The sequence below is a fragment of the uncultured Shewanella sp. genome, assembly GCF_947497935.1.
Lineage (GTDB): Bacteria > Pseudomonadota > Gammaproteobacteria > Enterobacterales > Shewanellaceae > Shewanella.
In genome coordinates, this window is record NZ_CANMIO010000021.1 from 1 (window position 1) to 25,087 (window position 25,087).

Below are 25,087 nucleotides of genomic sequence, written 5' to 3' on the forward strand. Positions count from 1 at the left end.
GTTTACGACTATTTCTAATCTCAAACATTAGTCTAGTTGGCCTGCTGTGCCGTGTCAGTGGATGCGCATTATAGGGATGTAAGACTAAAGCGCAAGGGCAAGTAGTAATAAAACGTTAGTTTTATTACTACTTGCCTACAAAACCCACTGACGAGCTACTTTTTAGGCTTTATAATGCAAAAAAATGCCATTTTAAGGACTTTTACATGACTAGCTCGAGAAACAATAAGTCACTGCGCTCATATAAGGGCATAGTTCCAGCGCTTAAGAACGATGTTTATGTCGATCAGGACTGTGTACTTGTTGGCGACATAACCTTAGATGATGACTCTAGTGTTTGGCCTTTAGTTGCCGCACGTGGTGATGTAAATCATATCTATATAGGTAAGCGTTCCAATATCCAAGACGGTACAGTTTTACATGTCACCCGAAAATCGCCGTCGTTGCCCGAAGGCCATCCTTTGATCATTGGTGATGATGTGACCATTGGACACAAGGCGATGCTACATGGGTGCAAAGTCGGTAATCGTATTTTAGTCGGTATGGGCGCAATCATTCTTGATGGAGCCATATTAGAAGATGATGTGATCTTGGGGGCGGGCTCATTAGTGCCACCAGGAAAAATCTTAAAGAGTGGCTACCTTTATGTAGGCAGCCCTGCTAAACAAGCGCGTCCGTTAACGGAAGCAGAACTTGCTTTCCTGCCTCAATCAGCTGATAACTATGTCAGACTTAAGAACGAGTATTTGCAAGAAGGACAATAGAAGCTCTTAGCAATATAGCTTTCTACCAGTAAAGCTTATAGAAGCACGACTCTTCCTTGCTCATCGAATTTCTCTTGTTCGATGAGCGCTTCTACCTCTTCTTCTATATCAAATCGATATTCATCAAATAAGGCGAGTGCTTTAATCCCGATACCTTGTTCGCCTGGATTGATTGTCGTCGATGATAAAGATGCTAGCTTTGACAAACTGATACAACATTCGATATTGGCACCTTGTACCTGAACAGGAAAAACCACTCTTTGTGTTTGTGAGTCCCAATCTTGTAGATCGGGAAATAAAATACTTTGATTCATTTCTATCTCAATTTAGAGTTCGGCCCGAAGCTGAATTAATACAGACTCAACACTTGGCTTTACCTTACGCCATATATTAAAGCTTTCTGCCGCTTGTCCCACCAGCATACCTAAACCATCTACGGTCTGGTTAGCCCCCTGCGCTTTGGCCCACACATTAAATGCCGTTGGCTGTTTGCCATACATCATATCGTAGCAAACAGTCTTACCATTAATAGTATCGCTGTTTATATTTGGGACTTCACCGCTTAGGCTAGAAGAGGTGGAGTTTATAATCATGTCGTAGCTTTTGCCCGAATGGCTTATCGCTAAAGAGTCTACATCACCGTAGCCAGCAAAGAGTTCAGCTAGAGCCTCAGCCTTAGCCTGCGTTCGGTTAACGATTGTCAGCTTAGCAATTCCTGCCTGCAATAATGGCAGTATACAGCCTCTTGCAGCGCCACCGGCTCCGACAAGGAGAACATTGAGCCCAGCAAGACACCCGAAGTTTCGCTGCAGATCGGCAACTAAACCTAAACCATCTGTGTTATCACCTCTAATCTTACCGTCAACCTGCACCGATAAGGTATTCACCGCCCCAGCAAGCTGCGCCAGCTCGCTAAGTTCGTCACACAGAGCAAATGCTTGTTCTTTAAAGGGCACGGTAACATTGGCTCCATAACCCTTATTAGCCACAAACTCTTTGAATGTCGCTTCAAATGCATCAATCGGCGCTAAGATAGCCTCATAACTTAAAGATTGAGCCGTTTCTTTGGCAAACATGGTATGTATCTTAGGGGATTTACTGTGTGCGATGGGGTTACCGAATACTGCGTATCGTTCAGTCATGTTTGCAACTCTATGCGGGTTAAAACCTTAGTGTAACGCGGATTAACTCTCAGGCAATCTATTCTACCCGAGTTATTTTCAGCTCCGTTTTCTATTGTGACTTACTCAAATTGCTAGATAAATTTACTCATAGGCTTGCTACACTGTTTGCCAAGTCATGATGAGAAGTCGTAGAAGAAGCGAAATGAACTGGTTAAACAAGCTTGTTGGCAAGGTCCAACCTAAGAAAGACAGAGATCCAAACCAATCCAATGCCTATGATCGTATCGGTGGAGAGAAGGTCATTCGCGCAATTGCCCATCAGTTTTATTTGCAAATGCAGAGCAATGAAGCGACACAAGCGTTATTGTCGATTCATAAAGCGCCAATTGAGGAATCTGAACAAAAGTTATTTGAATTTCTAAGTGGTTGGCTTGGTGGGCCGCAGTTATATCAACAAAAACATGGCCACCCGGCACTGCGGGCCAGACACATGCCATTTAAAGTCGATGAAACGATGCGTGATCAATGGTTGTTATGTATGAAGGCAGCGATAGAGATAGAAGTATCAGAGCCACAGCATCAACAAGCTATATATAGTGCAATCGCTTCGCTAGCGGATCATATGCGAAACCAATAACGTTTAAACACATTATTGGTCCCCTTATATGACTATGCTTGTAATGAAGAGCGTTAAAGGTTTAGCCAGTCTCTTGGCTTTAGAAAATCACTATAAAGCTGTGCCTCTGGGCTACCAGCTTCTGGTGTATAGGCATATTCCCAACGTACTAATGGTGGCATAGACATCAATATCGATTCTGTGCGGCCACCAGTTTGTAGGCCAAACAGTGTGCCACGGTCGTAAACCAAATTAAATTCAACATAGCGACCACGACGATACAACTGGAACTGGCGTTCATGTTCACTATATTCAGTCTCTTTACGACGCTCAACGATCGGTGCGTACGCCGTTAAGAAGCCATTAGCCACTGCTTGCATAAAGGCAAAACTCTGATCGAAGCCCTGCTTATTGAGATCATCGAAGAACAGCCCACCAACACCTCGCGTCTCATTACGATGCGGTAACCAGAAGTATTCATCACACCACTGCTTATACTTAGGGTAAACCTCTTCACCAAATGGCTCACATAAAGACTTAGCACTCTGGTGCCACTCAACTACATCTTCTAAATACGGATAGTATGGCGTTAAGTCAAAACCACCACCAAACCACCATACTGGATTGGCCCCCTCTTTATGAGCAATAAAGAAGCGTACATTGGCGTGTGTCGTTGGAACATGGGGGTTTTTAGGGTGAATCACTAAAGACACTCCCATGGCCTCGAAACTGCGGCCAGCAAGCTCTGGACGATGCGCCGTCGCCGATGCGGGCATTGAAGCGCCCATCACGTGGGAAAAATTTACTCCAGCTTGTTCAAATACAGCACCGCCCGTCAACACACGGCTTTGGCCACCGCCGCCTTCTTCGCGCTTCCAAGCATCTTCCGCAAATTGTGCAGCGCCATCCAATGCTTCGAGACCATTACAAATTCGATTTTGAAGATCGAGTAAAAAAGCTTTTACTAGTGTTGAATCTGGTGTGCTCATATTATTCCTTTTGATGTAGGCTGATTAACCTTCTCTTATAATTTTTCCACTTCTGGCATCGATAATCGTAGACGGTGATGCCTGACTACCCAGCTCCCCCGTCACCAATCCAGAAATAATACCTTCAAATTGCTGCTTCACTGCCAATGACGTCAAGGCAGGATCTTGTCCTGATAAATTTGCGCTAGTTGAAACTATGGGTTTATTGATTGCGGCACATAGTGCCTTTACGCCTTCATGAGCAGTGACTCGCACCGCTATCGAATCAAAGGTGCCACAGAGTAACTTAGACAGCCCTGGCTTAATCGGCATGATAAAGGTAAAGGGGCCCGGCCATTTACTCTGAGCAAATGCCAACTGCTCTGCGCTTAATTGGGACTCGTCGATATAAGGTAATAGTTGCTGATAATCACCCGCAACCAGAATGAGTCCTTTCTGCCAAGGGCGCTGCTTTATCTGCAGTAACTGATTAATGGCTTCATCGTTATCTGGATCGCAACCTAAACCATAAACCGCTTCGGTTGGGTAGGCTATCACTCCGCCTTGCTCGACTAACTCGGCCACATCAGCTGGCAATACTTGTAACATCTGTCTCTCTTCACCTTATATAAACAGCACAATGTCTGCCGCTATCATTACTTAAAAGCGACATTAGTTAAAGTTAATATGATTTTTAAACTGGGCGTTTATATTTACACGCTTTCTCAGGGCACTCTAAGCGTATTCCCGCGGCTCCCTTACGTTCAACCAAGATGCCAAAACCACAATCAGGGCAAGCTTCAGCCCTTGGTGGGTAGTTGACTAAGAACTTACACTTTGGGTATGCACTACAGGCATAGAAAGACTTACCAAAACGGCTGGTTCTATGCTCTATATGGCCCGTTTTGCACTTAGGGCAAGCGATCTCATCTTTACTATCGCTCTGATCATGCTTCTCTATATGGCTGCATGCAGGGTAGTTAGTACAACCGATGAAAATACCAAACCGGCCCGACTTAACTGCCAGCTCATTGCCACAGTCAGGGCAAACGGACCCCTCAATAACTTGAGTCTCTATCGACTCGTGCTGAACCAACGGTCGCGTGTAATCGCAACTTGGATAGTTATTACACCCAATAAAACCACCGTGCTTACTGTGCTTTACCGACAACTCGCAGCCACACTTTGGGCAAAGCTCAAACTCTTTCTCAAGAGCGTGCTCGTGCGTAGTAAACAGTTGCTGATCTATTTTGGCCATGATTGTCTCAGTTCATCTATATCGCGCTATTCTACCAAGGAATAGCCTAAGTTTTATATTCCAATGTTAGAATTTAGTAAAAAGCAATGATATATTGTATTCAATAAATCAAAGGAATAAAAATAAAGGGATAAAAATGAATACACCCTCAAAGTTCGCTACAACTATTATAGCGGGTATGCTCGCCTCTCTCTCGGGCTGTGCCAGTGTGGAGCAACAAGCTATCAACCCACAAACCATTCAACAGATCAGTGCAGCATCAGAGACTGAGCTGTTTGATGCCAAAAGCCCACTACTAACAACAGAGACTTTTTTACAAGCTAGTCTCGCGCTTGGCACGACTCAGAATGTCGAAGCGGCTAATCAGCTGCTCTATTATTTCCGCGCCTTTAGCTATTACGGCCCAGTGGATGAGCTTACCGATGCAGATACCTCCGCGTTAGCAGTAGCACTTGAGGAACTTAGTGACTCAGGCCTACTCAATAATCAAGCACGCATGCAAGAGCAGTTCGCAGTCACCCTATACCGTTACTTTGCAGATAACGATGTAGCTCAAGCCCTAGCTCCGTTATTGCCTCAGTTAGATGTACAACTAAAGCAACTAGCAACATCAACTCCCAACACTAGCAATGACTATGCGCTACTAGAAACACTTAAAGCCTATGGCTTCCTACTAAATAAGAGCCGTAAAGACGTTGATGGCGAGCTTAACAAGGTCTTACTAGACGCTGAAATCAACACCCCACTACTCGAGTTTGCAGCAAATCCTGCAAGTATTCGTGCTGAAAATGATTGGCCACGTACCAATGCATATTGGGCATTAGCGCTTTACCGCTTAGCCCTTCCGTCATCAGAAGATGGCGAAGAAACCGAGCAAGAGCTTGCCGTTGATGAGGCCGTAGCTGCAATAGCTAAAGCCGACGTAGCTCTCCGTGGCGATACCGCGAAAGATGCTTATACCGCAGGCTTTCATGTAAACGTATTTGGTGGTCAGGAGCTGTGTGAAGAAAATAGTGAGATATGCCGTATTCCAGAGCTAAAAGCAGCCCTACCGATTGAACATCATTGTTCTGACAGCCTATTCATATTGACGCAAGATCTAAACGAACAAGAATTGGCAGAGAGCTGCACCAAGCTAACCTCTCAAGAGTCTAACTTCCATAACGTGTTAGAGACAGAACTCAAGCCAGCGCCGAATGACTTTAATACCGCCCTTAGGGTCGTCGCCTTTAAGAACTGGAGTCAATACCACTTAAACGGCCAGCTTATCTTCGACATCAACACCGATAACGGTGGCATGTATATCGAAGGAACGCCTTCCAAGCCAGGCAACCAAGCAACTTTCTTTGCCTATCGCCAATGGTGGATTGAGCCCGAGTTTAGAGTTTGGAATTTGAATCATGAATATGTGCACTACCTTGACGGTCACTTCGTGAAATACGCTGGCTTTGGTCACTTCCCATCAAAAATGGTGTGGTGGTCTGAAGGTCTAGCCGAGTACATCTCTAAGGGTGATAACAACCCATCGGCACTTCGCGTTATTAAGCGTGATATAGAAGAGGCTCCGACACTAGAGGAGATCTTTGCCACCGAGTATAAGGATGGCCAAGATAGAACTTACAAGTGGAGCTACATGGCTATTCGTTTCCTTGCTGAAAACCATCATGCCGACTTTGTACAGTTGAGCAAATACCTTAAGACTGACTACTTCGAAGGCTATGAGCAACTGATGGCATCATTGACAGAGCATCAACCAGAGTTTGCCAATTGGTTAAATACTCAGATTGATGGCTTTAATGATAGCGAAGAAGAAGCTAAGCCGAGACTGCACAAGCAAGGTCGTTATGACTACCGAGACTACCTGCAGCCACAGCATTTAGCACACGGTGAGAACCACTTGAAGTTCTAGTTTCTAGGTACAACGCCTATTTGTCTCCATCCATGGCAAATAGGCATAAGTGTTCTGACCTCTATGGATAGAGGAAATGCGAAGAAATGTATGGAACATTTATCGCCAGACAAAAAAGGAGGCCTATGCCTCCTTTCTTTTTATCATAGAGCTCATTATGAGTGTAAGCGACCATCGGGCTGCTCAAAGATAAGATCTTCCATCTGCTCATAGGCTGATTCATGACCCGGAGCATTAAATAGCACCATCAAGATAACCCACTTTAGGTCATCGAGGTTCAAGGTCGGCTCATCAATTTCCATCACTCGGTCGATGACCATTTCACGGGTCTCGACATTGAGCACTTTAATCTGCTCTAGAAACAGTAAAAAACCACGACTCTCGACGTCAATTTTTTCCATCTCGGCTTTAGTGTAAATACGGAATGATTGCTGATCGTGATTGCAGAGATAAGGCGTGCCCGCTTCCTGAAGGTCAGCTAAACGCTCTAACCAAGAGAGTGCCTTAATGATTTCACTTTGATGAAATCCAGCGCGTGTCAGTTCTTTAGTGAGTTCGTCTTCATCTACTAATAATTCGACTTCACTATGAACATAGTTTTCAAATAAATACATGAGGATATCAAACATGGCTAGCTCCTCTTTAGTCTTATGTAACCACCAGGGACTGCAGAAATCCAACCCTGCAGCTCGAGTTCAAGCAATTGCTCCAATACTAGCTCTATGGTTTTTCCACTATGCTCGACCACATCATCAATTGTTGTGGTCTCATAGCCAACACTAGCTAACAGCGAGGAAAATGGCAAATCAGAGGCGCTTTCCCCCCCTATATGGTGACTCGCTTTAACTTCTTCAAGGTGAAAGCGCGATAAAGAACTCACTTCTTCTAAAATATCAGTCAAAGTTTCGACCAACTTAGCACCTTCACGCAATAGTTGATGGCAACCTTCGCTCTGAGCGCTTAGCACGCTTCCAGGAACGGCAAAAACCTCTCGTCCCTGTTCATTAGCAAGTCGCGCGGTGATCAATGAACCACTTTTCAGGCTGGCTTCAACCACTAGTGTTCCTATAGTTAGACCGCTAATAATGCGGTTTCGTTTCGGAAAATTTCCAGAGAAAGGCTTCACCTCAGGCCAAAACGCTGAAATAACACAGCCATCCTCTTGAATACCATTATAAATATCACAATGCCGCTTGGGATAGATAACATCAATCCCTGTACCTAACACGGCGATACTAGGTTTACTAACCTCTATTGCTGCTCGATGAGCCACCCCATCAATCCCTAAGGCCATGCCACTCGAAATAGCCATGCCATTTAGCGCTAATTCCGTTGCTAACTCATGCGCCATCTTCTTGCCGCCAGGAGTCGCTTGACGGCTTCCTACGACAGCTATGGCAGGAAACAATAAAGTATCAACATTACCTTTTAAAAATAGTATCGGAGGTGGATCGTTAATCTGTTTCAACAATGGAGGATAATTAGCATCACCAAGGCAGATAAGGTGATGATGTGCTTCGGCTTGCTGCCAGGCTAAGGCCGCATCAACCAAAGCATGATCGGGAGATAGATGAGATTGTAGTAACGACTCTGGTAAAGGCAACGCTTGTGGCTCATGCGTTATTCTTTGCCTCAGTTCGGCTACATCCATGTAATTTGTTAATTGTTTAATCCGAGCCGGTCCTAGCCCTGATACAGCTGAAACAACTAGCCAATCGACCAGTGTATCGTTAATAGCTTGTCCCTATAAAAAGTTGATGCAACCATTAAGGTTGCATCAAAAGAAAACTATAACTAACTCTAGTCTACTCGCTACGGATCAGCGAATCAGGTATCGCCAACTTGTCAGCCACTCGTACTGGCCGCTCGTTAACTAAGATTATGCCCATGCTGGTTTTATCAAAGACTTTAAACACCATTAATTTACCACGATAAAGATCCGGCATCTTAACTGCGCTGTCAGAAGAGATATTGGCGAGCATCTTCTCGTAGCGATTACGATCATGAGGCTGCACAGGTACACCATCACCGTCAATCACTACAACTTCGCCATCTTTAAAGATTGAGAACACCTGCCCAGTTTCGAGTCCGTCTACTGCACCACGATCTAAGTAAACCACATCCAGCTTACCCATCTCACGAATGTCTTTACCTGAAGCCAGTACGGTAGCAGGCTCAGTTAACGATGCCGCACGAGGCATAAAATACGCCGACATTAATAAATCGTCTTCGATAGGTAACACACGATAACCAGCCGCAGTCTCTCTTATGCTACTCAACAGCTCCACTTTAGAGATGGGGCCAGATTCAACCACTCGCCCTGAAGCCGATAAAATCACTTCTAAGCCTAAGTTATCACCGTCACTATTTTTAAATGAGCGGCCTTCCAAGTAGACGCCAAACTTATCACCTACTGTTAGCTCACCTTGCACATAAATAATGTCATTAACGACGTGGTAATTTGATGGGCTCTCGCCGCCCATCACTTTAGGCTGCTGTTCGAACCATTCGGCATCGACCACGCGATGCTGTAACAAATAAGGCTGGATAAGAGAAAGATCTATCGCCGGAATCGCACCATCCTTAGCCGAAATACGCCCCTGAGGACTCTTTCTAACATGTGGCTTAACAACTAAGCGAGGCTCTCCATCGATAAAGACTAAGGTCAGCCTATCTCCGGGGTAAATCAAATGGGGATTAGCGACCTGAGGGTTTGCGCCCCACAGCTTAGGCCAACGCCAAGGATCTTTAAGAAAAGATGCAGATATATCCCAAAGCGTATCGCCTTTTTGAACCACATAAGAATCAGGATGACCCGACTTTAGCGTTAAAGTATCAGCGAAAACAGAGGTGCAACCAACTATTAGTGAAGCAAGTAATATTAACCGTTTCATCAGGGTATCCATGCTATTTGCTCTTTTATTAGAGTATAAGTAGAGCTTTTGCTGTTATTGAATGCCGCTAACGACTAAAATTGAGCCATTAGCCAAAGTCAGTATAACTAACTGGCTCAAATTTGACAGACTTGTTAAGAGTTTAGGTATGAGTTTATTAAAAGTTTTACGCTTTCCTGACGAAAGATTACGTACAGTTGCAAAGCCGATCACAGAGTTTAACCCTGCTCTTCAAACGCAAATCGATGATATGTTCGAAACTATGTATGAAGAGAAGGGAATTGGCCTAGCAGCAACACAGGTTGATTATCATCATCAACTTATCGTTATGGACCTTCAAGATGAGGTTGAGCGCCCTAAAGTGTTCATAAATCTTGAAATTACCGCCAAGAGTGGCGACTTCTGTAATGAAGAGGGGTGCCTATCAGTCCCTGGCGTTTACGCAAAAGTCGACCGCGCCGAGTTCGTCACCATCAAGGCGTTAGATCGTGATGGTAAAGAGTTCACCTTGGAAGCCGATGGCTTATTCGCTATCTGTTTACAACATGAATTAGACCATCTATCTGGCAAGCTGTTTGTTGACTATCTATCACCTCTAAAGCGTCAACGTATCAAGCAAAAACTCGAAAAAGCGGCTCGTTTAGAAGCGAAACAAGGATAAATTTTTGAAACCATTAAATGTCATTTTTGCAGGAACACCAGATTTTGCTGCACGCCATCTTCAAGCGCTAATCGACTCAGAGCACAATGTGATTGCAGTTTACACCCAGCCAGACAGACCTGCTGGCCGTGGTAAAAAACTGCAAGCGAGTCCAGTCAAAGCATTAGCGCTTGAAAATGACATTGCAGTTTTTCAGCCTAAATCCCTGCGTGACGAAGACGCCCAAGCAGAACTTGCGGCATTAAACGCCGATATCATGGTTGTGGTGGCTTATGGACTTATCTTGCCTAAAGTCGTGCTAGATACTCCACGCTTAGGTTGTATCAACGTGCACGGTTCTATCTTGCCACGCTGGCGTGGTGCAGCCCCAATCCAACGCGCATTGTGGGCCGGCGACAGTGAAACTGGCGTGACCATCATGCAGATGGATATTGGTCTAGATACTGGTGACATGCTGCTTAAGACTCAGCTTCCGATTGAAGACTCTGACACCTCTGCAACCCTCTATGAAAAACTAGCAGAGCAAGGTCCAAGCGCACTTGTTGAAGCACTAGCAGGCATTGCTGAAGGCAGTCTTCCAGCAGAGAAGCAAGATGAGAGCCTAGCTAACTACGCCGAGAAACTATCAAAAGAGGAAGCGCGTCTAGACTGGTCTAAACCCGCTTCAGCTTTATGGCGTGAAATTCGTGCATTTAATCCTTGGCCTGTTAGCCACTACGAACATGAAGGCAATACCATCAAGGTATGGCAAAGTTCTGTTAGTGATGAAACCAGCTCACAGCAACCGGGCACCATTTTGTCGACAGATAAAACCGGTATCAGCATTGCTACAGGTGAAGGCGTATTAACCATCACCCAGATGCAACTACCAGGTAAGAAACCATTAAGTGTTGCCGACATCCTAAACTCGAGAGCGGACTGGTTTACCCCAGGAACTGTACTCGCTAGCACCGACAATCAAGAGGCTTAATCGCTAATGAACTTAAGAGCTTTGGCCGCTAAGGTCGTTTTTCAGGTGCTAGAAAAAGGTATCTCACTTTCTGTGGCGCTACCGGATCAGCAAAGACATCTCGACAGCGGTAAAGACAAGGCGCTACTCGCCGAGCTTTGCTATGGCGTGATGCGTCATTTGCCACAACTAGACAAGCAAGTCAGTGATTGTATGAGCAAGCAAATGAAAGGCAAGCAGCGCATTGTGCACCAACTGCTGCTGATTGGTTGCTATCAACTGTACTTCACGCGTATTCCTAGCCACGCGGCAATATCTGAAACGGCCGAAGCCTGTCGTCAGCTAAAGTTTGAAGGCTTAGTGAAGGTCGTTAATGGTGTTTTGCGTAATATTCAACGCCAAGAAAAACCATTATCGACCGACAACGACACCCTAACCTATAACACACCAGCCTGGATCATTAAGCGCTTAAAAGAGGCTTACCCTGAAAACTGGCAAAGTGTTATTGAGCAGAGTCACGAACGCCCACCTATGTGGCTGCGTAACAATCAGCAATCGCAAACTAGAGAGACTTACCTACAAGCGCTTGCTGGATTAGATATCGAAGCGCAAGCAGGTAACAGCAAAGACTCGATTTTATTATCTAGCCCACGCGATGTGATGCAATTACCAGGATTCGAATCTGGCGCGGCTTCCGTGCAAGATGGCGCCGCTCAATGGGCGGCAACGCTATTGGCACCACAAGGCGACGAATTAGTACTTGATGCCTGTGCGGCACCTGGCGGTAAAAGCTGTCACCTACTGGAACTTGCGCCCAACATCAAGCTGGTCGCTGTCGATTTCGACGCCAAACGTCTTGAACGTGTGCAGCAAAACCTTGATAGATTGTCACTCAAAGCTGAGTTAGTGCATGGCGATGCTGCCAATATTGACTCATGGTGGCAAGGCGGCAAATTTGACCGGATTTTACTTGATGCTCCTTGCTCGGCAACTGGTGTTATTCGTCGTCATCCAGATATTAAGTGGCTAAGAAAGAACAATGACATCGAAGAGTTGGCACAATTACAGTCACAAATTTTCGATCATTGCTGGAAGTGGTTAAAGCCCGGTGGCACACTCTTATACGCAACATGTTCGATTTTGCCTCAGGAAAACAAAGATCAAGTCAGTGCCTTCTTAGCCAGAACACCCGATGCGACCTTAGTGCCGATAGAAGAGCAAGCTAACCCAGACGATATCGGTTGGCAGATTGTTCCGGGGCAAGACAACATGGACGGCTTTTATTACGCTCGCCTAGTGAAGGATTAGTACGGCAATGAAAATTATCATTTTGGGTGCAGGACAAGTTGGCGGCACATTAGCCGAAAACTTAGTTGGCGAAAACAATGACATCACCATTGTCGATAACGACAAAAACCGCCTGCGCACCTTGCAAGATAAGTACGATTTAAGGGTGGTTGTGGGTCATGGTGCACACCCAAGTGTATTAAAAGAGGCGGGAGCCGAAGACGCAGACATGCTGATCGCGGTCACCAATAGTGACGAATGTAATATGGCTGCCTGCCAGATTGCCTACTCACTTTATGGTACCCCCACTAAGATTGCCCGTATCCGTTCAGAGCAGTATTTAGGCCTGCGCGATAAACTGTTTATCGACAGCGAAACCAAGCATGCGGAAAATCGCCCTCGTGGTGGCTTTATCATCGACGAATTAATTGCGCCAGAACAGCTAGTCACCGCCTATATCGGCCGCCTAGTAGAATATCCTGGCGCACTGCAGGTGCTGGAGTTTGCCGAAGGTAGACTCAGTCTAGTCGCCGTGCGCGCATACTATGGTGGCCCACTGGTGGGTAACGCCTTAGCAGCGCTACGTGAGCACATGCCAAATATTGATACCCGGGTAGCGGCTATCTTTAGGCAAGGCCGCCCTATCATGCCGCGCGGTACCACCATTATCGAAGCCGATGACGAAGTCTTCTTCGTGGCCGACAGTCGCCATGTGCGCGCTGTAATGAGTGAGATGCAAAAGCTAGATAACTCCTACCGCAACATCATGATCGCCGGTGGTGGTAATATCGGTTTAGGCTTAGCCAAGCAGTTGCAACGCAATCACTCGGTGAAGCTGATTGAGCGTAAGCAAGAACGTGCCGAAGAGCTATCTGAAAAGCTGGAAAACACCACGGTATTTTGTGGTGATGCATCGGATCAAGAGTTGTTACTCGAAGAGCATATCGACCAAACTGATGTGTTTATTGCGGTGACTAACGACGATGAAGCCAACATCATGGCCGCCCTGCTCGCCAAGCGTATGGGCGCGAAGAAAGTCATGGTACTGATCCAGCGTGAAGCTTATGTTGATATTGTGCAAGAGGCCAATATCGATATTGCGATTTCACCTCAGCAAGCAACAATATCGGCACTGCTGACCCATATTCGCCAAGGTGATATTTGTAACGTTTACTCACTGCGTCGCGGCGCTGCGGAGGCCATCGAAGCAATTGCTCACGGTGACTCCAATACATCTAAAGTTGTTGGCAAGCAGGTCAGCGAAATCAAACTGCCACCAGGTACTACCATTGGTGCCATTGTGCGTGATGAAGAAGTGCTGATGGCTCACGATAAAACAGTTATCGAGCAAGGCGATCACGTCATTCTCTTCTTAGTAAACAAGAAGTTTATTGGTGAAGTCGAGAAACTGTTCCAACCGAGCGCTTTCTTCTTTTAAAAACCTTCAGGAGCGGAATAGTGCTGAACTATCGTCCTCTACTGTTTATTCTGGGAATTTTCCTATCGACGCTGACCGCGTTTATGTTAATTCCCGGAGCCTTCGCCCTCTATTATGGCGAAGAGACTGTTGGTGCATTCATGATTTCATCGCTAGTTACGGCTAGCGCTGCCAGCTTTTGTATGCATCAAGGCCAGAGCCGTAAACTCCATCTCAACATTCGAGATATGTTTCTGCTGACCTGCCTCACATGGCTTATCGTCAGCCTGTTTGCCGCCATGCCCTTCACTCTGTATCACGGTATCAACTATACCGACGCCTTCTTCGAAACCATGTCGGGGATCACCACCACCGGCTCGACTGTGCTATCAGGGCTCGACGGCATGGATCACAGCATTCTGATCTGGCGTTCACTGCTACAATGGCTAGGCGGGATAGGCTTTATCGTGATGGCTGTAGCCGTGCTGCCCTTTTTAAACGTCGGTGGTATGCGGCTATTTAGAACCGAATCTTCTGACTGGAGCGACAAAACAACCCCGCGCACCCAGCACATGGCAAAGAACCTATTTATCGTTTATTGCCTACTCACCTTCCTGTGCTTTTTGGCATATCACGGTAGCGGCATGAACTGGTTCCAAGCTATAAACCATGCCATGACAACTCTATCAACGGGCGGCTACTCCACCTCAGATCAATCCATGGCGGCTTTTTCCAATGAGGCTCACTGGGTAGGTACTATCTTTATGCTCGCAGGTGGATTGCCCTTGCTGATGTTCGTCTACATGGTGCAGCAACGCTCAGTAAAAGTGTGGAACGACGCTCAGGTAAAAGGCTTTCTCAAGTTTGTAGTTTTCGTTTCTTGTGCACTCGCCTTATGGCTTTGGAGCAGCAGAGAGATAGCAGCTTTAGATGCGCTACGCTTGGCCAGCTTTAATGTTGTTTCAGTAGTAACAACCACGGGCTACGGTCTTACCGATTACTCAGCTTGGGGCGCACTGGCGAATATTGCGTTTCTATTTCTGATGTTTGTTGGTAGCTGCTCAGGGTCAACCTCTGGCGGTATCAAAATCTTCCGCTTTCAAATTGCTGGCGTGATTATGCGCGAGCAGCTTAAGCAGCAATTCCACCCTAATGGCGTGTTCAAAGAACGCTATAACAACCACATTATTCGCGGCGATATCGTCCGTTCACTCGTCACCTTTATCCTGCTATTTGTACTAGTGATTGTGCTGCTATCCATCATCTTGGTGCTAACAGGATTAGATCCTGTAACCAGCTTTACTGGCGCCATTACCGCTGTCACCAATGTTGGCCCAGGATTAGGCGATACCATAGGTCCTGCCGGTAACTTCTCAACTCTACCCGATGTGGCCAAATGGGCATTAGCGATAGGCATGTTACTAGGCCGATTAGAGATCTTAACAGTCGCGGTGTTGTTCCATCCAAGCTTCTGGAAGTACTAGGCCTAATTTAGATACAAAAAAGCCGCATCAAGTGCGGCTTTTTGATTTGGGTACTTATTTAGCTAAACTCACTAGGTGATCAGCATAGACCTTCACATCTTCCCAATCGGTGTAATCAATAACTGATTTAGGATCGGTTGGGCCATTGGTGATCTTCATAATTAGCTGGATCATCATTCTGTCGTACCAACGCCAAGCAGGGTAATCCACCTTACCAGCAATCACTTTAACATCGGTCGGTTTCCATGCCGCTAGCTCAATAAATTTCTGTAGATATTTATTGTTTTCCGGCACACGCTTCTCAGGATTACGAGCCACAACATTCACACTAAAGAAACTAGACGGTTTAGCGCTTAATTCTGCTTGGTGCTGCTCGACAAATTCAAAGACTGACTTATGGTAACTGCCGTAAAGTACACACGCACCTAACGCGACCACATCATATTGAGCCCAGTCGATCCCCTCAGCCTTAGCTTCATTAATATGCATCATATCGCATCGATAACCTTGGCTCACAAGGTGGTCTGCAACGGCACGGCTAATTCTGGCTGTATGCCCACCGCGAGAATAATAAAGTACCAGAACTGATTTCATCTTTATCCCAATTGAGAATGTGTTATTAAATCCATTGTTGCAGCAAATTACAGTTTTTAAAGGAGAATAGATCACAAATTAGGTATAGCTCATATTATCGACATCAAAAATTGAGATAACAGTCTTCCACAAGTATATTGTCTTATAAGCTTAACTCAATTAGAATAAACTAATTAAAGGCGATGGAGTAAGTAACCGTATGCAAAAAGACATCGATATTAGTGCCATGGTCACTAATGCCGAAAGCGCAGCTAAATGGCTTAAGGCTATCGCTAATCCATATAGACTGATGATTCTGTGCTTATTATTGGATAAAGAACTAAGCGTGACCGAATTAAATGAAACGGTTCCTCTCAGTCAGTCTGCACTATCGCAACATTTAGCAGTATTACGCTCAGAAGACTTAGTGGCGACCCGCAAGAGCTCACAAATAGTGTATTACACACTAAAGAATGAGCAGGTCACCGAAGTGATCTCTATCTTGCATCGTAAATACTGCGCCTAGTACACTCTTTAGAGCCGATAGTATTCTAGAAACAATAAAGCCTGCATTTAGCAGGCTTTATTGTTTCTGATTTAGTTTTTAAAATCGAGCATCAAGATTAACGCTCAGCAAAAGCCCGAGCAAACTCATCAACCTTGTTCCAATCGGTAAATTCAAAGGTACCACTAGTATCGGTCGGTCCTTTAGTCATCCACATGATAAAGCGGATCATCACTTTATCGAACAGCCGATATTTAGGGTAATCAATCTTACCGGCAAATACAGCTAACTGTTGCGGTTGCCATAGTGAAAGCTGCAAAAACTTTTTCATATATGGATTGGTTTCAGGGGTGTTTTTCTCAGGTTTTCGAGCAACCACATTCACCGTAAAGAAGGCATTTTTCTTAGCATCTAGTACCGCGTGCTGACGGTTAATGAACTGGTAAAGTGCAGGCCTATGTTTACCATAACGAATACTAGCTGCTACCAAGATCTTATCAAATTGCGCTAAACCTAAAGTTTCTGCTTCCTCTAGAGAAGCCAGTGTGACCTTGGCGTTTTGCTCTTGGTTGATCTTCTTTATCTGCTCACAAATCGCTTTGGTTTGGCCATCGACTGTCGAATAAATAATTAGTGTATTGTTCATTAACTTCCTACTATTTTCCGATTCAAACTAGATTCAAAAACTCAACTTAAGCTAGGACCAAAGGCCTACCTTGAGTCCAATATACTCACTAATAATTAACCCTAACTTAGCGGCTGATGTCAGCGAGTCGTCTTTATATTAATTTAGTTCTTCCAGAATGTTGGTGTAAACAAGATCAGTAGAGTGAATACTTCTAAACGGCCGAATAACATGGCGAACAGCAGAACCCATTTTTCACCATCACCAATACTGGCATAGTTACTCGCGACCTCACCTAAACCTGGGCCAAGGTTATTCAAACAGGCGGCAGTTGCGCTAAAGGCGGTAATCGCATCCATACCTAACGCCATCAAAATAAGCATGCAAATAACGAAGACCAAAGCATAAGCCGAGAAGAACCCCCACACTGCATCGATAACCCTATCAGGCAGTGCGTTACCACTGATCCGTATCGAGAACATGCCACGAGGATGAACTAATCGTTTAAGTTCACGCGAACCTTGTAGCAACAGTAGAATCACTCTAATGACCTTAATGCCACCTGCAGTAGAACCTCCGCTACCACCGATAAAGCTTGAGAAAATCAGTAAAATAGGTAAGAACAAGGGCCAAGCATGGAAGCTTTCGGTACCAAAACCAGCGGTAGTTGAAATGGATACCGCCTGAAACAGAGCATAATCGAAGGTTTCTTCGGCCGAATCATAGATCCCAGAGCCATAGAGGGTGACAAAACAGATAGCGGTTAATACCAATTGAATAGCAATCAATACCTTAAATTCTGCGTCGCGAAAATAGACACGTAAGTTAATACCACGGCGAGAAAATGCCGCAAAGTGCAGGCTAAAGTTAAGCGCAGCAATCAATAGGAATACCACGCAGATCATATTAATCGTCGGGCTATTAAAGTAGCCCATGCTGGCATCGTGGGTAGAGAAACCACCAATCGCAATAGTTGAGAATGAGTGACAGATAGCATCGAAGGCGTCCATTCCCGCCAACCAATAAGCAAAGGCGCAAGCGACGGTTAGCGCTAAATAGATATACCAGAGGGCCTTGGCGGTCTCGGCAATCCTCGGCGTCATTTTACTGTCTTTCACCGGCCCCGGCATCTCGGCTCTATACAGTTGCATCCCCCCGACACCCAGTACCGGTAGAATCGCCACCGCTAGAACGATGATCCCCATACCACCCAGCCACTGCAGCAGATGTCGATAGAATAGAATTGCTTTTGGCAGACTATCTAGACCCACGATTACCGTGGCCCCTGTGGTAGTCAGTGCCGAGAAAGACTCGAAGAAACTGTCGGTTAAGCTGAGGGAGGGTTGGCCGGAAAAGATAAACGGCACAGCACCGATGGAGCCCAGTACCACCCAGAACAGTACTACCAAGAGGAAGCCTTCTCGAGTACGCAAGTCCTTACGGTGTGCACGGTTAGGGTACCAGAGTCCAAACCCCAAGATCAGGCACAACACAAACGCCTGAATAAAGGCCATGCCACCGCCATCTTTATAGATAACAGCGACAAGAGCTGGAGGAAGTAAAGATAAAGAAAACAGCCCCATTAATAAGCCTGTAATTCTTATAATTGTTCGATATTGCATTGATTCCCATCACTAGCGCTTATGCTATAGCGCATTCTCGCACACTTAATAATGAATGTTCATAACCGATTATCAAGCTTGAAAAAACTTGTTAATCAATAAAAATCATCGTCGCTTTAAAACGAATATGACGCTTACTCTTCAAACTCTGCTTTTAGCTGGCCCTTGCTCAGGGTGGCTAAATCAAGGTTCAGCTGATGTTTAGCAGCCTTAGGGATGGCAAACTGAATGACAATTTTGTCGCTAAACTGTTTATCTTCAATCAACACCTCAAATTGAGCGAATAGATGCTCAACATCTTTTAATTGATGATATTCACACACCAATTTCCCAGGGTAACGGATCTGCTTCAGTTGGGTTTCAAGTTGTGGAATCCCCTGTTTAATACCAGAACTATAGGCTCTAACTAGGCCACCTACCCCCAGCTTGGTTCCACCAAAGTAGCGAATAACTATCGCACCAAGCTCACCTATGTTCGCTCCCTGTAAGGCGGACAACATGGGGCGCCCAGCGCTACCGGAAGGTTCCCCATCATCGCTTGACCCCATATTAATGCTGTCATTTGGCGCGCCACCGACAAACGCATAGCAGTAATGGTTAGCTCCTGGGTACTCGCCCCTTAGGTTAGTAAGTACACACTTAAGCTCTTCTGCCGACTGACAGTGGAATAGAAAAGAGATAAAGCGACTATGCTTTATCTCTTCTTCTATCAATAATTCAGCTGCAGGGATGAGATAACTCTCACTCAAAACGCTTCTCTCACTAGATTAACGATTCAGACCCAGATTACGGGTCATATTTTCGATACGATCGCCATGAACAATCACATTATCTTCGATGCGAATACCACCAAATGGCCTTAAGGCATCAACCGTATTCCAGTTGATTTGTGACTGCCGCTGATCTTGTTTTAATTCTGCCAGTAGCGAATCAATAATATAAACGCCAGGCTCTATCGTCAGTACCTGGTTGATATCAAGCTCTCGAGTACAGCGTAAGAATGGATGGGCCTTTGGCGCTGCGACGTGAGTGCCCTTTTCATCGCAGAGGAAGCCTCCCATATCATGCACTTGTATGCCTAACATGTGGCCTAACCCATGGGGGAAAAAGACTCGAGTAATCCCCTGCTCAACGAGGCCCTGAACATCGCCGCTGACAATATCAAAATCCAACAAGATCTGCGCTAGCTTATAATGAGTTTGTATGTGTAATTCAGCATAGCTCACACCTGGCTTCATCATGCTTATGATCTGTAGCTGCATATTATCCATTGCGGTGATCAGATCATCGAAAATATTCTTCTCAAATGAATAGCTGCGGGTGATATCGGAAGCATAACCATTATAGCTAGCGCCCGCGTCGATCAAAAATGAACGGCGCTGCGCCGGGCTCGCATGTTCAAGCGCGGTGTAATGTAAGATGGCGGAGTTTTCATTAAGCGCTACAATGCTGCTATAGGGGACTTGGTTTTCCCCTTGTGAGATTGCCGACAGATAGACCTGTAAGATCTCAAATTCACTAGCACCATTATAGAAGGCGGTTTTGGCCGCTTGATGGCCGATCACCGCGATTTCGTTAGCTTTACGCATACAGGCTAACTCATAATCCGTTTTCGTTGCGCGATGATAATTAAGGTAACTCAATACAGAATCAGGGTTACGCCTGCTAAATCCCAGCACATCGGCAACATCTAAATGCTCACCAATATAGGCCCAATTATCGATATCGGCAGGTAGGAACTCGGCCACTTTGTCGGCCTTACTAAGAAACTTAATATCGACATGCTCGGCCCAAAAGTCGCTCGGCTCATCGGCAACCTTATGCCAGAAATCCACCGGGCGATAAAAAATCAATAGGGGTTTATCACTGCCGTTTACCACCAACCAAGAATTTGGATTTTCGGTGACCGGTAACCAAGCTTTAAAGTGGGGGTTTACCTTAAATGGGTAATCCATATCATCTAAAAACTGTCTATGTGGCTGGCCTGAATGTATGACTAGTCCCGATAAGTTTTCACGAGAGATTATTTCGCTTACACGCTGATTGAGTACTTGAATATGGTCATGATAGAGGCGCGCTAACTGTTCCATGAGGGTTACCCTATTGTTATTATTTAGCCAAATTTTCTGCACAGGCTCAGTCTATCACATCGCTAAATAATTTTTTCTTCAAAGCTATTCTTGGCTAAACCATCTGCTGTAAACTCAAATTAAACCATTGCAACAATACCAACTAAAGCACTGATCTTTAAGCTTCATTATTTTACAAACCAAAGAAACTAAACGACCGTTTAAATTGGGTGTTGTAATTTTTTGTGATTCGTCGCACACTGAGCAGTAACTGGTCAAATGATGGCCTAGGCTGCTGTGACAAAGAAAGTTACATTCGGATAATAAAATCATTAATGATCTGGATAGTGAACTTAAGCTATAAGGAAGCAAGCAATGATCTACCAAAGCCCTACAATTGAGGTTGAGTTACTCGAGGATAACATCGCTCACCTGTGCTTCAAGGCACAAGGTTCGGTTAATAAGTTCGACAGAGAAACCATCGATTCGCTAAATGCTGCACTCGACAGCATTAAACAAGATTCTAGCATCAAAGCACTAATGTTAAGTTCGGCCAAAGACGCCTTCGTCGTTGGCGCCGATATCACAGAGTTTTTAGGATTATTTGCTGAAGAGGACGCGGTCTTACAGACTTGGTTAGAGCAAGCCAATGTTGTTTTCAACAAGCTAGAAGACTTACCTTTCCCAACGATTTCAGCAATTAATGGATTTGCACTTGGCGCAGGCTGCGAAACTATTCTTGCTACCGACTTCCGTATAGCAGACACCACAGCCCGCATCGGCCTACCAGAGACTAAGCTAGGAATTATCCCTGGCTTTGGTGGTACGGTACGTCTACCGCGTGTGATTGGTGCCGACAACGCCCTTGAATGGATCACCTCAGGTAAAGATCAACGCCCTGAAGCAGCACTTAAAGTTGGCGCTATTGACGCCGTTGTTGCTCCTGAGCAATTAAAACCTGCTGCGTTAAAAATGCTCAAGGATGCCCTAGCTGAGAAGCTAGACTGGCAATCTCGCCGCGCTAAGAAACAAGCGCCACTGACCCTACCTAAACTTGAAGCCATGATGTCTTTTGCCACGGCTAAAGGTATGGTGTTTAAAGTCGCGGGTAAACACTACCCTGCACCTATGGCAGTAATTAGTGTCATCGAGCAAGCGGCACTATGTGATCGTACCGCAGCACTTCAAATTGAACATCAAGCATTCATCAAGCTAGCAAAAACAGAAGTTGCCCAATCACTAATTGGTATCTTCCTCAATGATCAGCTAGTAAAGGGTAAGGCCAAAAAAGCTGGCAAGCTAGCTAAGAAAGTTAATACAGCTGCAGTACTTGGTGCTGGCATCATGGGTGGTGGTATCGCTTACCAGAGTGCTAGCAAGGGTACACCAATTGTGATGAAAGACATTGCTCAACCAGCACTGGATTTAGGTTTAGGTGAAGCCGCGAAGCTACTTACGGCACAAGTTAAGCGTGGCCGTTCAACCCCAGCTAAAATGGCAGCGGTACTGAATAACATCACCCCTGCACTCGATTATGCTCCAGTGAAAGATGCCGATGTCATAGTAGAGGCCGTGGTTGAGCATCCAAAAGTTAAAGCTATGGTGCTTGCCGAAGTTGAAGAACATGTCAGTGAAGATGCCATCATCACCTCAAACACCTCAACAATCTCAATCAACCTGTTGGCTAAGAGCCTTAAAAAGCCTGAGCGTTTCTGTGGTATGCACTTCTTTAACCCTGTGCACAAGATGCCGCTAGTCGAAGTTATTCGTGGTGAAAACAGCTCGGATGAAACCGTCGCCTCTGTAGTGGCTTACGCCAGCAAGATGGGTAAGACACCTATTGTAGTTAATGACTGCCCAGGCTTCTTTGTAAACCGTGTACTCTTCCCGTACTTTGCGGGCTTTAGTGGCCTGCTTGCCGATGGCGCAGACTTTGCGGCTATCGACAGAGTGATGGAAAAGCAGTTTGGTTGGCCAATGGGGCCAGCATACCTGCTTGACGTAGTTGGTCTAGATACGGGTCATCACGCACAAGCGGTTATGGCTGAAGGTTTCCCTGACCGCATGGGTAAATCAGGTAAAGATGCCATTGATGTAATGTTTGAAGCTGAACGCTTTGGCCAGAAGAACAGTAAAGGTTTCTACCAATACTCAGTTGACCGTCGCGGCAAGCCAAAGAAAGATTTAGACCCAACTAGCTATGAGTTACTACAAGCTGAGTTTGGTGAGCAAAAAGCATTTGAATCAGATGAGATCATCGCTCGCACCATGATCCCAATGATTATCGAGACTGTGCGCTGTCTTGAAGAAGGAATTATCGCTTCGCCTGCTGAAGCGGATATGGGCCTAGTTTACGGCCTTGGTTTCCCACCATTTAGAGGCGGTGTATTCCGTTACCTAGATACTATGGGTGTGGCTAACTTTGTCGCGCTAGCCGACAAATATGCACACCTTGGTGGTCTATACCAAGTGACCGATACTATGCGCGAACTTGCCGCCAACAATGGCAGCTACTACCAGCAGGCTTAAGCAGAAAGGATTTGAACAATGAAAAACGCCGTTATCGTAGATTGCATTCGTACTCCAATGGGCCGCTCAAAGGCTGGAGTATTTAGAAATGTACGCGCAGAAACTCTATCTGCAGAATTAATGAAGTCGCTACTTGAGCGTAACCCTAAGCTAGATCCAAACACTATCGAAGATGTGATGTGGGGTTGTGTGCAGCAGACGCTTGAGCAAGGCTTTAATATTGCACGTAACGCTGCCCTATTGGCTGGCATTCCAAAGCAAGTTGGCGCGGTTACCGTAAACCGTTTATGTGGTTCATCAATGGATGCATTACACCAAGCGGCTCGCGCAATTATGACAGGCCAAGGCGATACCTTTATCGTAGGTGGTGTTGAACATATGGGTCATGTACCAATGAACCATGGCGTCGACTTCCACCCAAGTCTTGCTAACAATGTTGCTAAAGCCTCAGGCATGATGGGCCTTACAGCAGAAATGCTCGGCAAGATGCACGGCATTACTCGTGAGCAACAAGATGCCTTTGCAGTACGTTCACATCAGCGCGCTCATGCTGCCACAGTTGAAGGCCGCTTCGCCAATGAAATCGTAGCGATTGAAGGTCATGACGCCGACGGCGCCTTGATTAAAGTTGAGCACGATGAAGTGATCCGCCCAGAAACATCAATGGAATCCCTTTCAGGTCTACGCCCTGCTTTTGACCCAGCTAACGGTACTGTTACCGCGGGTACCTCTTCTGCATTATCAGATGGCGCTTCAGCCATGCTAGTGATGGAAGAAGAGAAAGCAAAAGCATTAGGCTTACCTATTCGTGCACGTATTCGCTCAATGGCGATTGCTGGTTGCGATGCGGCTATTATGGGTTATGGCCCAGTACCAGCAACTCAAAAAGCACTTAAGCGTGCAGGTCTAACCGTTGACGACTTAGATGTTATCGAGCTTAACGAAGCCTTTGCCGCGCAGTCTCTACCTTGTGTAAAAGACTTAGGTTTGATGGATGTGGTTGATGAGAAGATTAACCTCAACGGTGGCGCCATTGCACTCGGTCATCCATTAGGTTGTTCAGGTACGCGTATCTCAACCACCCTGATCAATCTGATGGAAGCCAAAGATGCTAAGTATGGTCTAGCGACTATGTGTATTGGTCTAGGCCAAGGTATCGCGACTATCTTCGAGCGCCCATAAGCTTAGCTTGAGTCAATAACTAACAAAGCCAGCATTAGCTGGCTTTGTTGTTTTATGAGTAGAGCGTTTTCCTAAGCGACCAATCATAAGTAATACCAAATCACCTAGCCTATTGCCGCCAACTGCATTAACCTGAAGTCATCAGTTCCCCCTTAGGATGCGTGATGAAATTTGTATTACTTGCCGACAATGACTCAGCCATACCTCAAATAGCAAAATGGTATAGCGATGAATGGGGCTATATTGGCGAGGGGCGCAGCACTAAAGAACTAGAACTAAAACTCAGAGATTATCTTAATCACGACAAACCGCCATTGATCATCTTGGCTCTAGACAACAATAAGCTGATGGCCGCAGCCCAACTTCGTTACCATGAGATGGATATCTATCCCGAGCGTGTGCATTGGCTCGGTGGTGTTTACGTTGCCTCTGAATATAGAGGTAAAGGCATAGCCAGAGCATTAGTGAGTGCCATTATAGATAAGGCGAAGAAACTTGGGATTAACAGCATCAATTTACAGACCGAAGATTTTACTGGCGGTCTATATACTCCCCTCGGCTGGCAACCTGTAGAACAGGTCACTTATCACGGTATTAAAGTGCAGGTTATGGAAAAATCACTTTAATTCCTGGCTCGCACCAACAATGCCT

Annotated in this window: 25 protein-coding genes; 12 read left to right on the plus strand and 13 right to left on the minus strand. The window is 45.6% G+C overall.

The genetic code is table 11. The features are described 5' to 3' along the window. The first annotated feature begins 206 nt into the window (after nucleotides 1-206). Nucleotides 207-764: a gamma carbonic anhydrase family protein gene (locus tag Q1A86_RS18085; RefSeq protein ID WP_299809750.1), complete on the plus strand. Its 558-nt coding sequence runs from the start codon at nucleotides 207-209 to the stop codon at nucleotides 762-764. Nucleotides 765-799: 35 nt separating this feature from the next. Here Q1A86_RS18085 and Q1A86_RS18090 read toward each other — a convergent pair whose 3' ends face one another. After that, nucleotides 800-1,078: a DUF1488 domain-containing protein gene (locus Q1A86_RS18090; protein WP_299809752.1), complete on the minus strand. Its 279-nt coding sequence runs from the start codon at nucleotides 1,076-1,078 to the stop codon at nucleotides 800-802. A gap of 12 nt (nucleotides 1,079-1,090) precedes the next feature. Continuing rightward, the gene (gene aroE, locus Q1A86_RS18095) at nucleotides 1,091-1,906 is read right to left on the minus strand and encodes a shikimate dehydrogenase (protein WP_299809754.1); all 816 of its coding nucleotides are present in this window, start codon (nucleotides 1,904-1,906) and stop codon (nucleotides 1,091-1,093) included. 184 nt (nucleotides 1,907-2,090) lie between these two features. On the opposite strand from aroE, the gene Q1A86_RS18100 reads away from it, so the two are divergent. Then, on the plus strand, nucleotides 2,091-2,525 hold the full coding sequence (locus Q1A86_RS18100) for a group II truncated hemoglobin (protein ID WP_299809756.1): 435 nt from the start codon (nucleotides 2,091-2,093) through the stop codon (nucleotides 2,523-2,525). Between the two features lie 53 nt (nucleotides 2,526-2,578). On the opposite strand, the gene hemF is transcribed toward Q1A86_RS18100, so the two are convergent. From hemF to Q1A86_RS18115, 3 genes are all read right to left on the minus strand, one after another. Then, nucleotides 2,579-3,493 (minus strand): oxygen-dependent coproporphyrinogen oxidase, encoded by a 915-nt coding sequence (gene hemF, locus Q1A86_RS18105; protein ID WP_299809758.1) that lies wholly within the window; start codon nucleotides 3,491-3,493, stop codon nucleotides 2,579-2,581. 24 nt (nucleotides 3,494-3,517) lie between these two features. Further along, complete coding sequence (locus tag Q1A86_RS18110; RefSeq protein WP_299809760.1) at nucleotides 3,518-4,081, minus strand: L-threonylcarbamoyladenylate synthase; 564 nt, start codon at nucleotides 4,079-4,081, stop codon at nucleotides 3,518-3,520. 85 nt (nucleotides 4,082-4,166) lie between these two features. Then, nucleotides 4,167-4,730 (minus strand): topoisomerase DNA-binding C4 zinc finger domain-containing protein, encoded by a 564-nt coding sequence (locus tag Q1A86_RS18115; protein WP_299809762.1) that lies wholly within the window; start codon nucleotides 4,728-4,730, stop codon nucleotides 4,167-4,169. Between the two features lie 136 nt (nucleotides 4,731-4,866). Here Q1A86_RS18115 and Q1A86_RS18120 point away from each other — a divergent pair, with 136 nt between their 5' ends. Further along, nucleotides 4,867-6,639 carry a collagenase gene (locus Q1A86_RS18120; protein WP_299809764.1) on the plus strand — a complete coding sequence of 591 codons (1,773 nt, stop codon included), beginning with the start codon at nucleotides 4,867-4,869 and terminating at the stop codon, nucleotides 6,637-6,639. Nucleotides 6,640-6,794: 155 nt separating this feature from the next. Here the strand turns inward: Q1A86_RS18120 and Q1A86_RS18125 are convergent, their stop codons facing one another. The 3 genes from Q1A86_RS18125 to Q1A86_RS18135 all read right to left on the minus strand — a co-directional run bounded on the left by Q1A86_RS18125 (nucleotide 6,795) and on the right by Q1A86_RS18135 (nucleotide 9,545). Beyond that, nucleotides 6,795-7,268, minus strand: coding sequence for a DUF494 family protein (locus Q1A86_RS18125; RefSeq protein ID WP_299809767.1), 474 nt, complete (start codon nucleotides 7,266-7,268; stop codon nucleotides 6,795-6,797). A 2-nt stretch (nucleotides 7,269-7,270) separates the two neighbouring features. Continuing rightward, complete coding sequence (gene dprA, locus Q1A86_RS18130; protein WP_299809769.1) at nucleotides 7,271-8,290, minus strand: DNA-processing protein DprA; 1,020 nt, start codon at nucleotides 8,288-8,290, stop codon at nucleotides 7,271-7,273. A gap of 154 nt (nucleotides 8,291-8,444) precedes the next feature. Further along, complete coding sequence (locus tag Q1A86_RS18135) at nucleotides 8,445-9,545, minus strand: LysM peptidoglycan-binding domain-containing protein (RefSeq protein ID WP_299809771.1); 1,101 nt, start codon at nucleotides 9,543-9,545, stop codon at nucleotides 8,445-8,447. A gap of 136 nt (nucleotides 9,546-9,681) precedes the next feature. Here Q1A86_RS18135 and def point away from each other — a divergent pair, with 136 nt between their 5' ends. From def to Q1A86_RS18160, 5 genes are read left to right on the plus strand one after another with little or no spacing between them, the layout of a single operon-like run. Continuing rightward, complete coding sequence (def, locus tag Q1A86_RS18140) at nucleotides 9,682-10,194, plus strand: peptide deformylase (protein ID WP_299809773.1); 513 nt, start codon at nucleotides 9,682-9,684, stop codon at nucleotides 10,192-10,194. Between the two features lie 4 nt (nucleotides 10,195-10,198). Then, nucleotides 10,199-11,164 carry a methionyl-tRNA formyltransferase gene (fmt, locus tag Q1A86_RS18145; protein ID WP_299809775.1) on the plus strand — a complete coding sequence of 322 codons (966 nt, stop codon included), beginning with the start codon at nucleotides 10,199-10,201 and terminating at the stop codon, nucleotides 11,162-11,164. 6 nt (nucleotides 11,165-11,170) lie between these two features. Continuing rightward, nucleotides 11,171-12,451 carry a 16S rRNA (cytosine(967)-C(5))-methyltransferase RsmB gene (rsmB, locus tag Q1A86_RS18150; RefSeq protein WP_299809777.1) on the plus strand — a complete coding sequence of 427 codons (1,281 nt, stop codon included), beginning with the start codon at nucleotides 11,171-11,173 and terminating at the stop codon, nucleotides 12,449-12,451. A 7-nt stretch (nucleotides 12,452-12,458) separates the two neighbouring features. Further along, entirely contained in the window at nucleotides 12,459-13,868 is a 1,410-nt protein-coding gene (gene trkA, locus Q1A86_RS18155) for a Trk system potassium transporter TrkA (protein ID WP_299809779.1), read from the plus strand. 20 nt (nucleotides 13,869-13,888) lie between these two features. Beyond that, a complete protein-coding gene (locus tag Q1A86_RS18160; RefSeq protein ID WP_299809782.1) occupies nucleotides 13,889-15,331 on the plus strand; it encodes a TrkH family potassium uptake protein in 1,443 nt (480 codons plus the stop codon). A gap of 54 nt (nucleotides 15,332-15,385) precedes the next feature. On the opposite strand, the gene hemG (Q1A86_RS18165) is transcribed toward Q1A86_RS18160, so the two are convergent. Continuing rightward, on the minus strand, nucleotides 15,386-15,925 hold the full coding sequence (gene hemG / locus Q1A86_RS18165) for a menaquinone-dependent protoporphyrinogen IX dehydrogenase (RefSeq protein WP_299809785.1): 540 nt from the start codon (nucleotides 15,923-15,925) through the stop codon (nucleotides 15,386-15,388). A gap of 199 nt (nucleotides 15,926-16,124) precedes the next feature. Between hemG (Q1A86_RS18165) and Q1A86_RS18170 the strand changes: the two genes are divergently transcribed. Then, entirely contained in the window at nucleotides 16,125-16,430 is a 306-nt protein-coding gene (locus Q1A86_RS18170) for a metalloregulator ArsR/SmtB family transcription factor (protein WP_299809788.1), read from the plus strand. Between the two features lie 97 nt (nucleotides 16,431-16,527). Here the strand turns inward: Q1A86_RS18170 and hemG (Q1A86_RS18175) are convergent, their stop codons facing one another. The 4 genes from hemG (Q1A86_RS18175) to pepQ form a co-directional block, all read right to left on the minus strand. Next, a complete protein-coding gene (gene hemG, locus Q1A86_RS18175; protein WP_299809790.1) occupies nucleotides 16,528-17,055 on the minus strand; it encodes a menaquinone-dependent protoporphyrinogen IX dehydrogenase in 528 nt (175 codons plus the stop codon). Nucleotides 17,056-17,198: 143 nt separating this feature from the next. Further along, on the minus strand, nucleotides 17,199-18,656 hold the full coding sequence (locus Q1A86_RS18180) for a TrkH family potassium uptake protein (protein ID WP_299809793.1): 1,458 nt from the start codon (nucleotides 18,654-18,656) through the stop codon (nucleotides 17,199-17,201). A gap of 134 nt (nucleotides 18,657-18,790) precedes the next feature. Further along, on the minus strand, nucleotides 18,791-19,405 hold the full coding sequence (locus Q1A86_RS18185; protein WP_299809796.1) for a YigZ family protein: 615 nt from the start codon (nucleotides 19,403-19,405) through the stop codon (nucleotides 18,791-18,793). 18 nt (nucleotides 19,406-19,423) lie between these two features. Then, entirely contained in the window at nucleotides 19,424-20,746 is a 1,323-nt protein-coding gene (pepQ, locus tag Q1A86_RS18190) for a Xaa-Pro dipeptidase (RefSeq protein ID WP_299809799.1), read from the minus strand. A gap of 354 nt (nucleotides 20,747-21,100) precedes the next feature. Here pepQ and fadB point away from each other — a divergent pair, with 354 nt between their 5' ends. From fadB to Q1A86_RS18205, 3 genes are all read left to right on the plus strand, one after another. Then, a complete protein-coding gene (fadB, locus tag Q1A86_RS18195) occupies nucleotides 21,101-23,254 on the plus strand; it encodes a fatty acid oxidation complex subunit alpha FadB (protein ID WP_299809802.1) in 2,154 nt (717 codons plus the stop codon). An 18-nt stretch (nucleotides 23,255-23,272) separates the two neighbouring features. Continuing rightward, nucleotides 23,273-24,436 (plus strand): acetyl-CoA C-acyltransferase FadA, encoded by a 1,164-nt coding sequence (gene fadA / locus Q1A86_RS18200; protein WP_299809804.1) that lies wholly within the window; start codon nucleotides 23,273-23,275, stop codon nucleotides 24,434-24,436. A 164-nt stretch (nucleotides 24,437-24,600) separates the two neighbouring features. Continuing rightward, entirely contained in the window at nucleotides 24,601-25,062 is a 462-nt protein-coding gene (locus tag Q1A86_RS18205; RefSeq protein WP_299809807.1) for a GNAT family N-acetyltransferase, read from the plus strand. Nucleotides 25,063-25,087 lie beyond the last annotated feature (25 nt).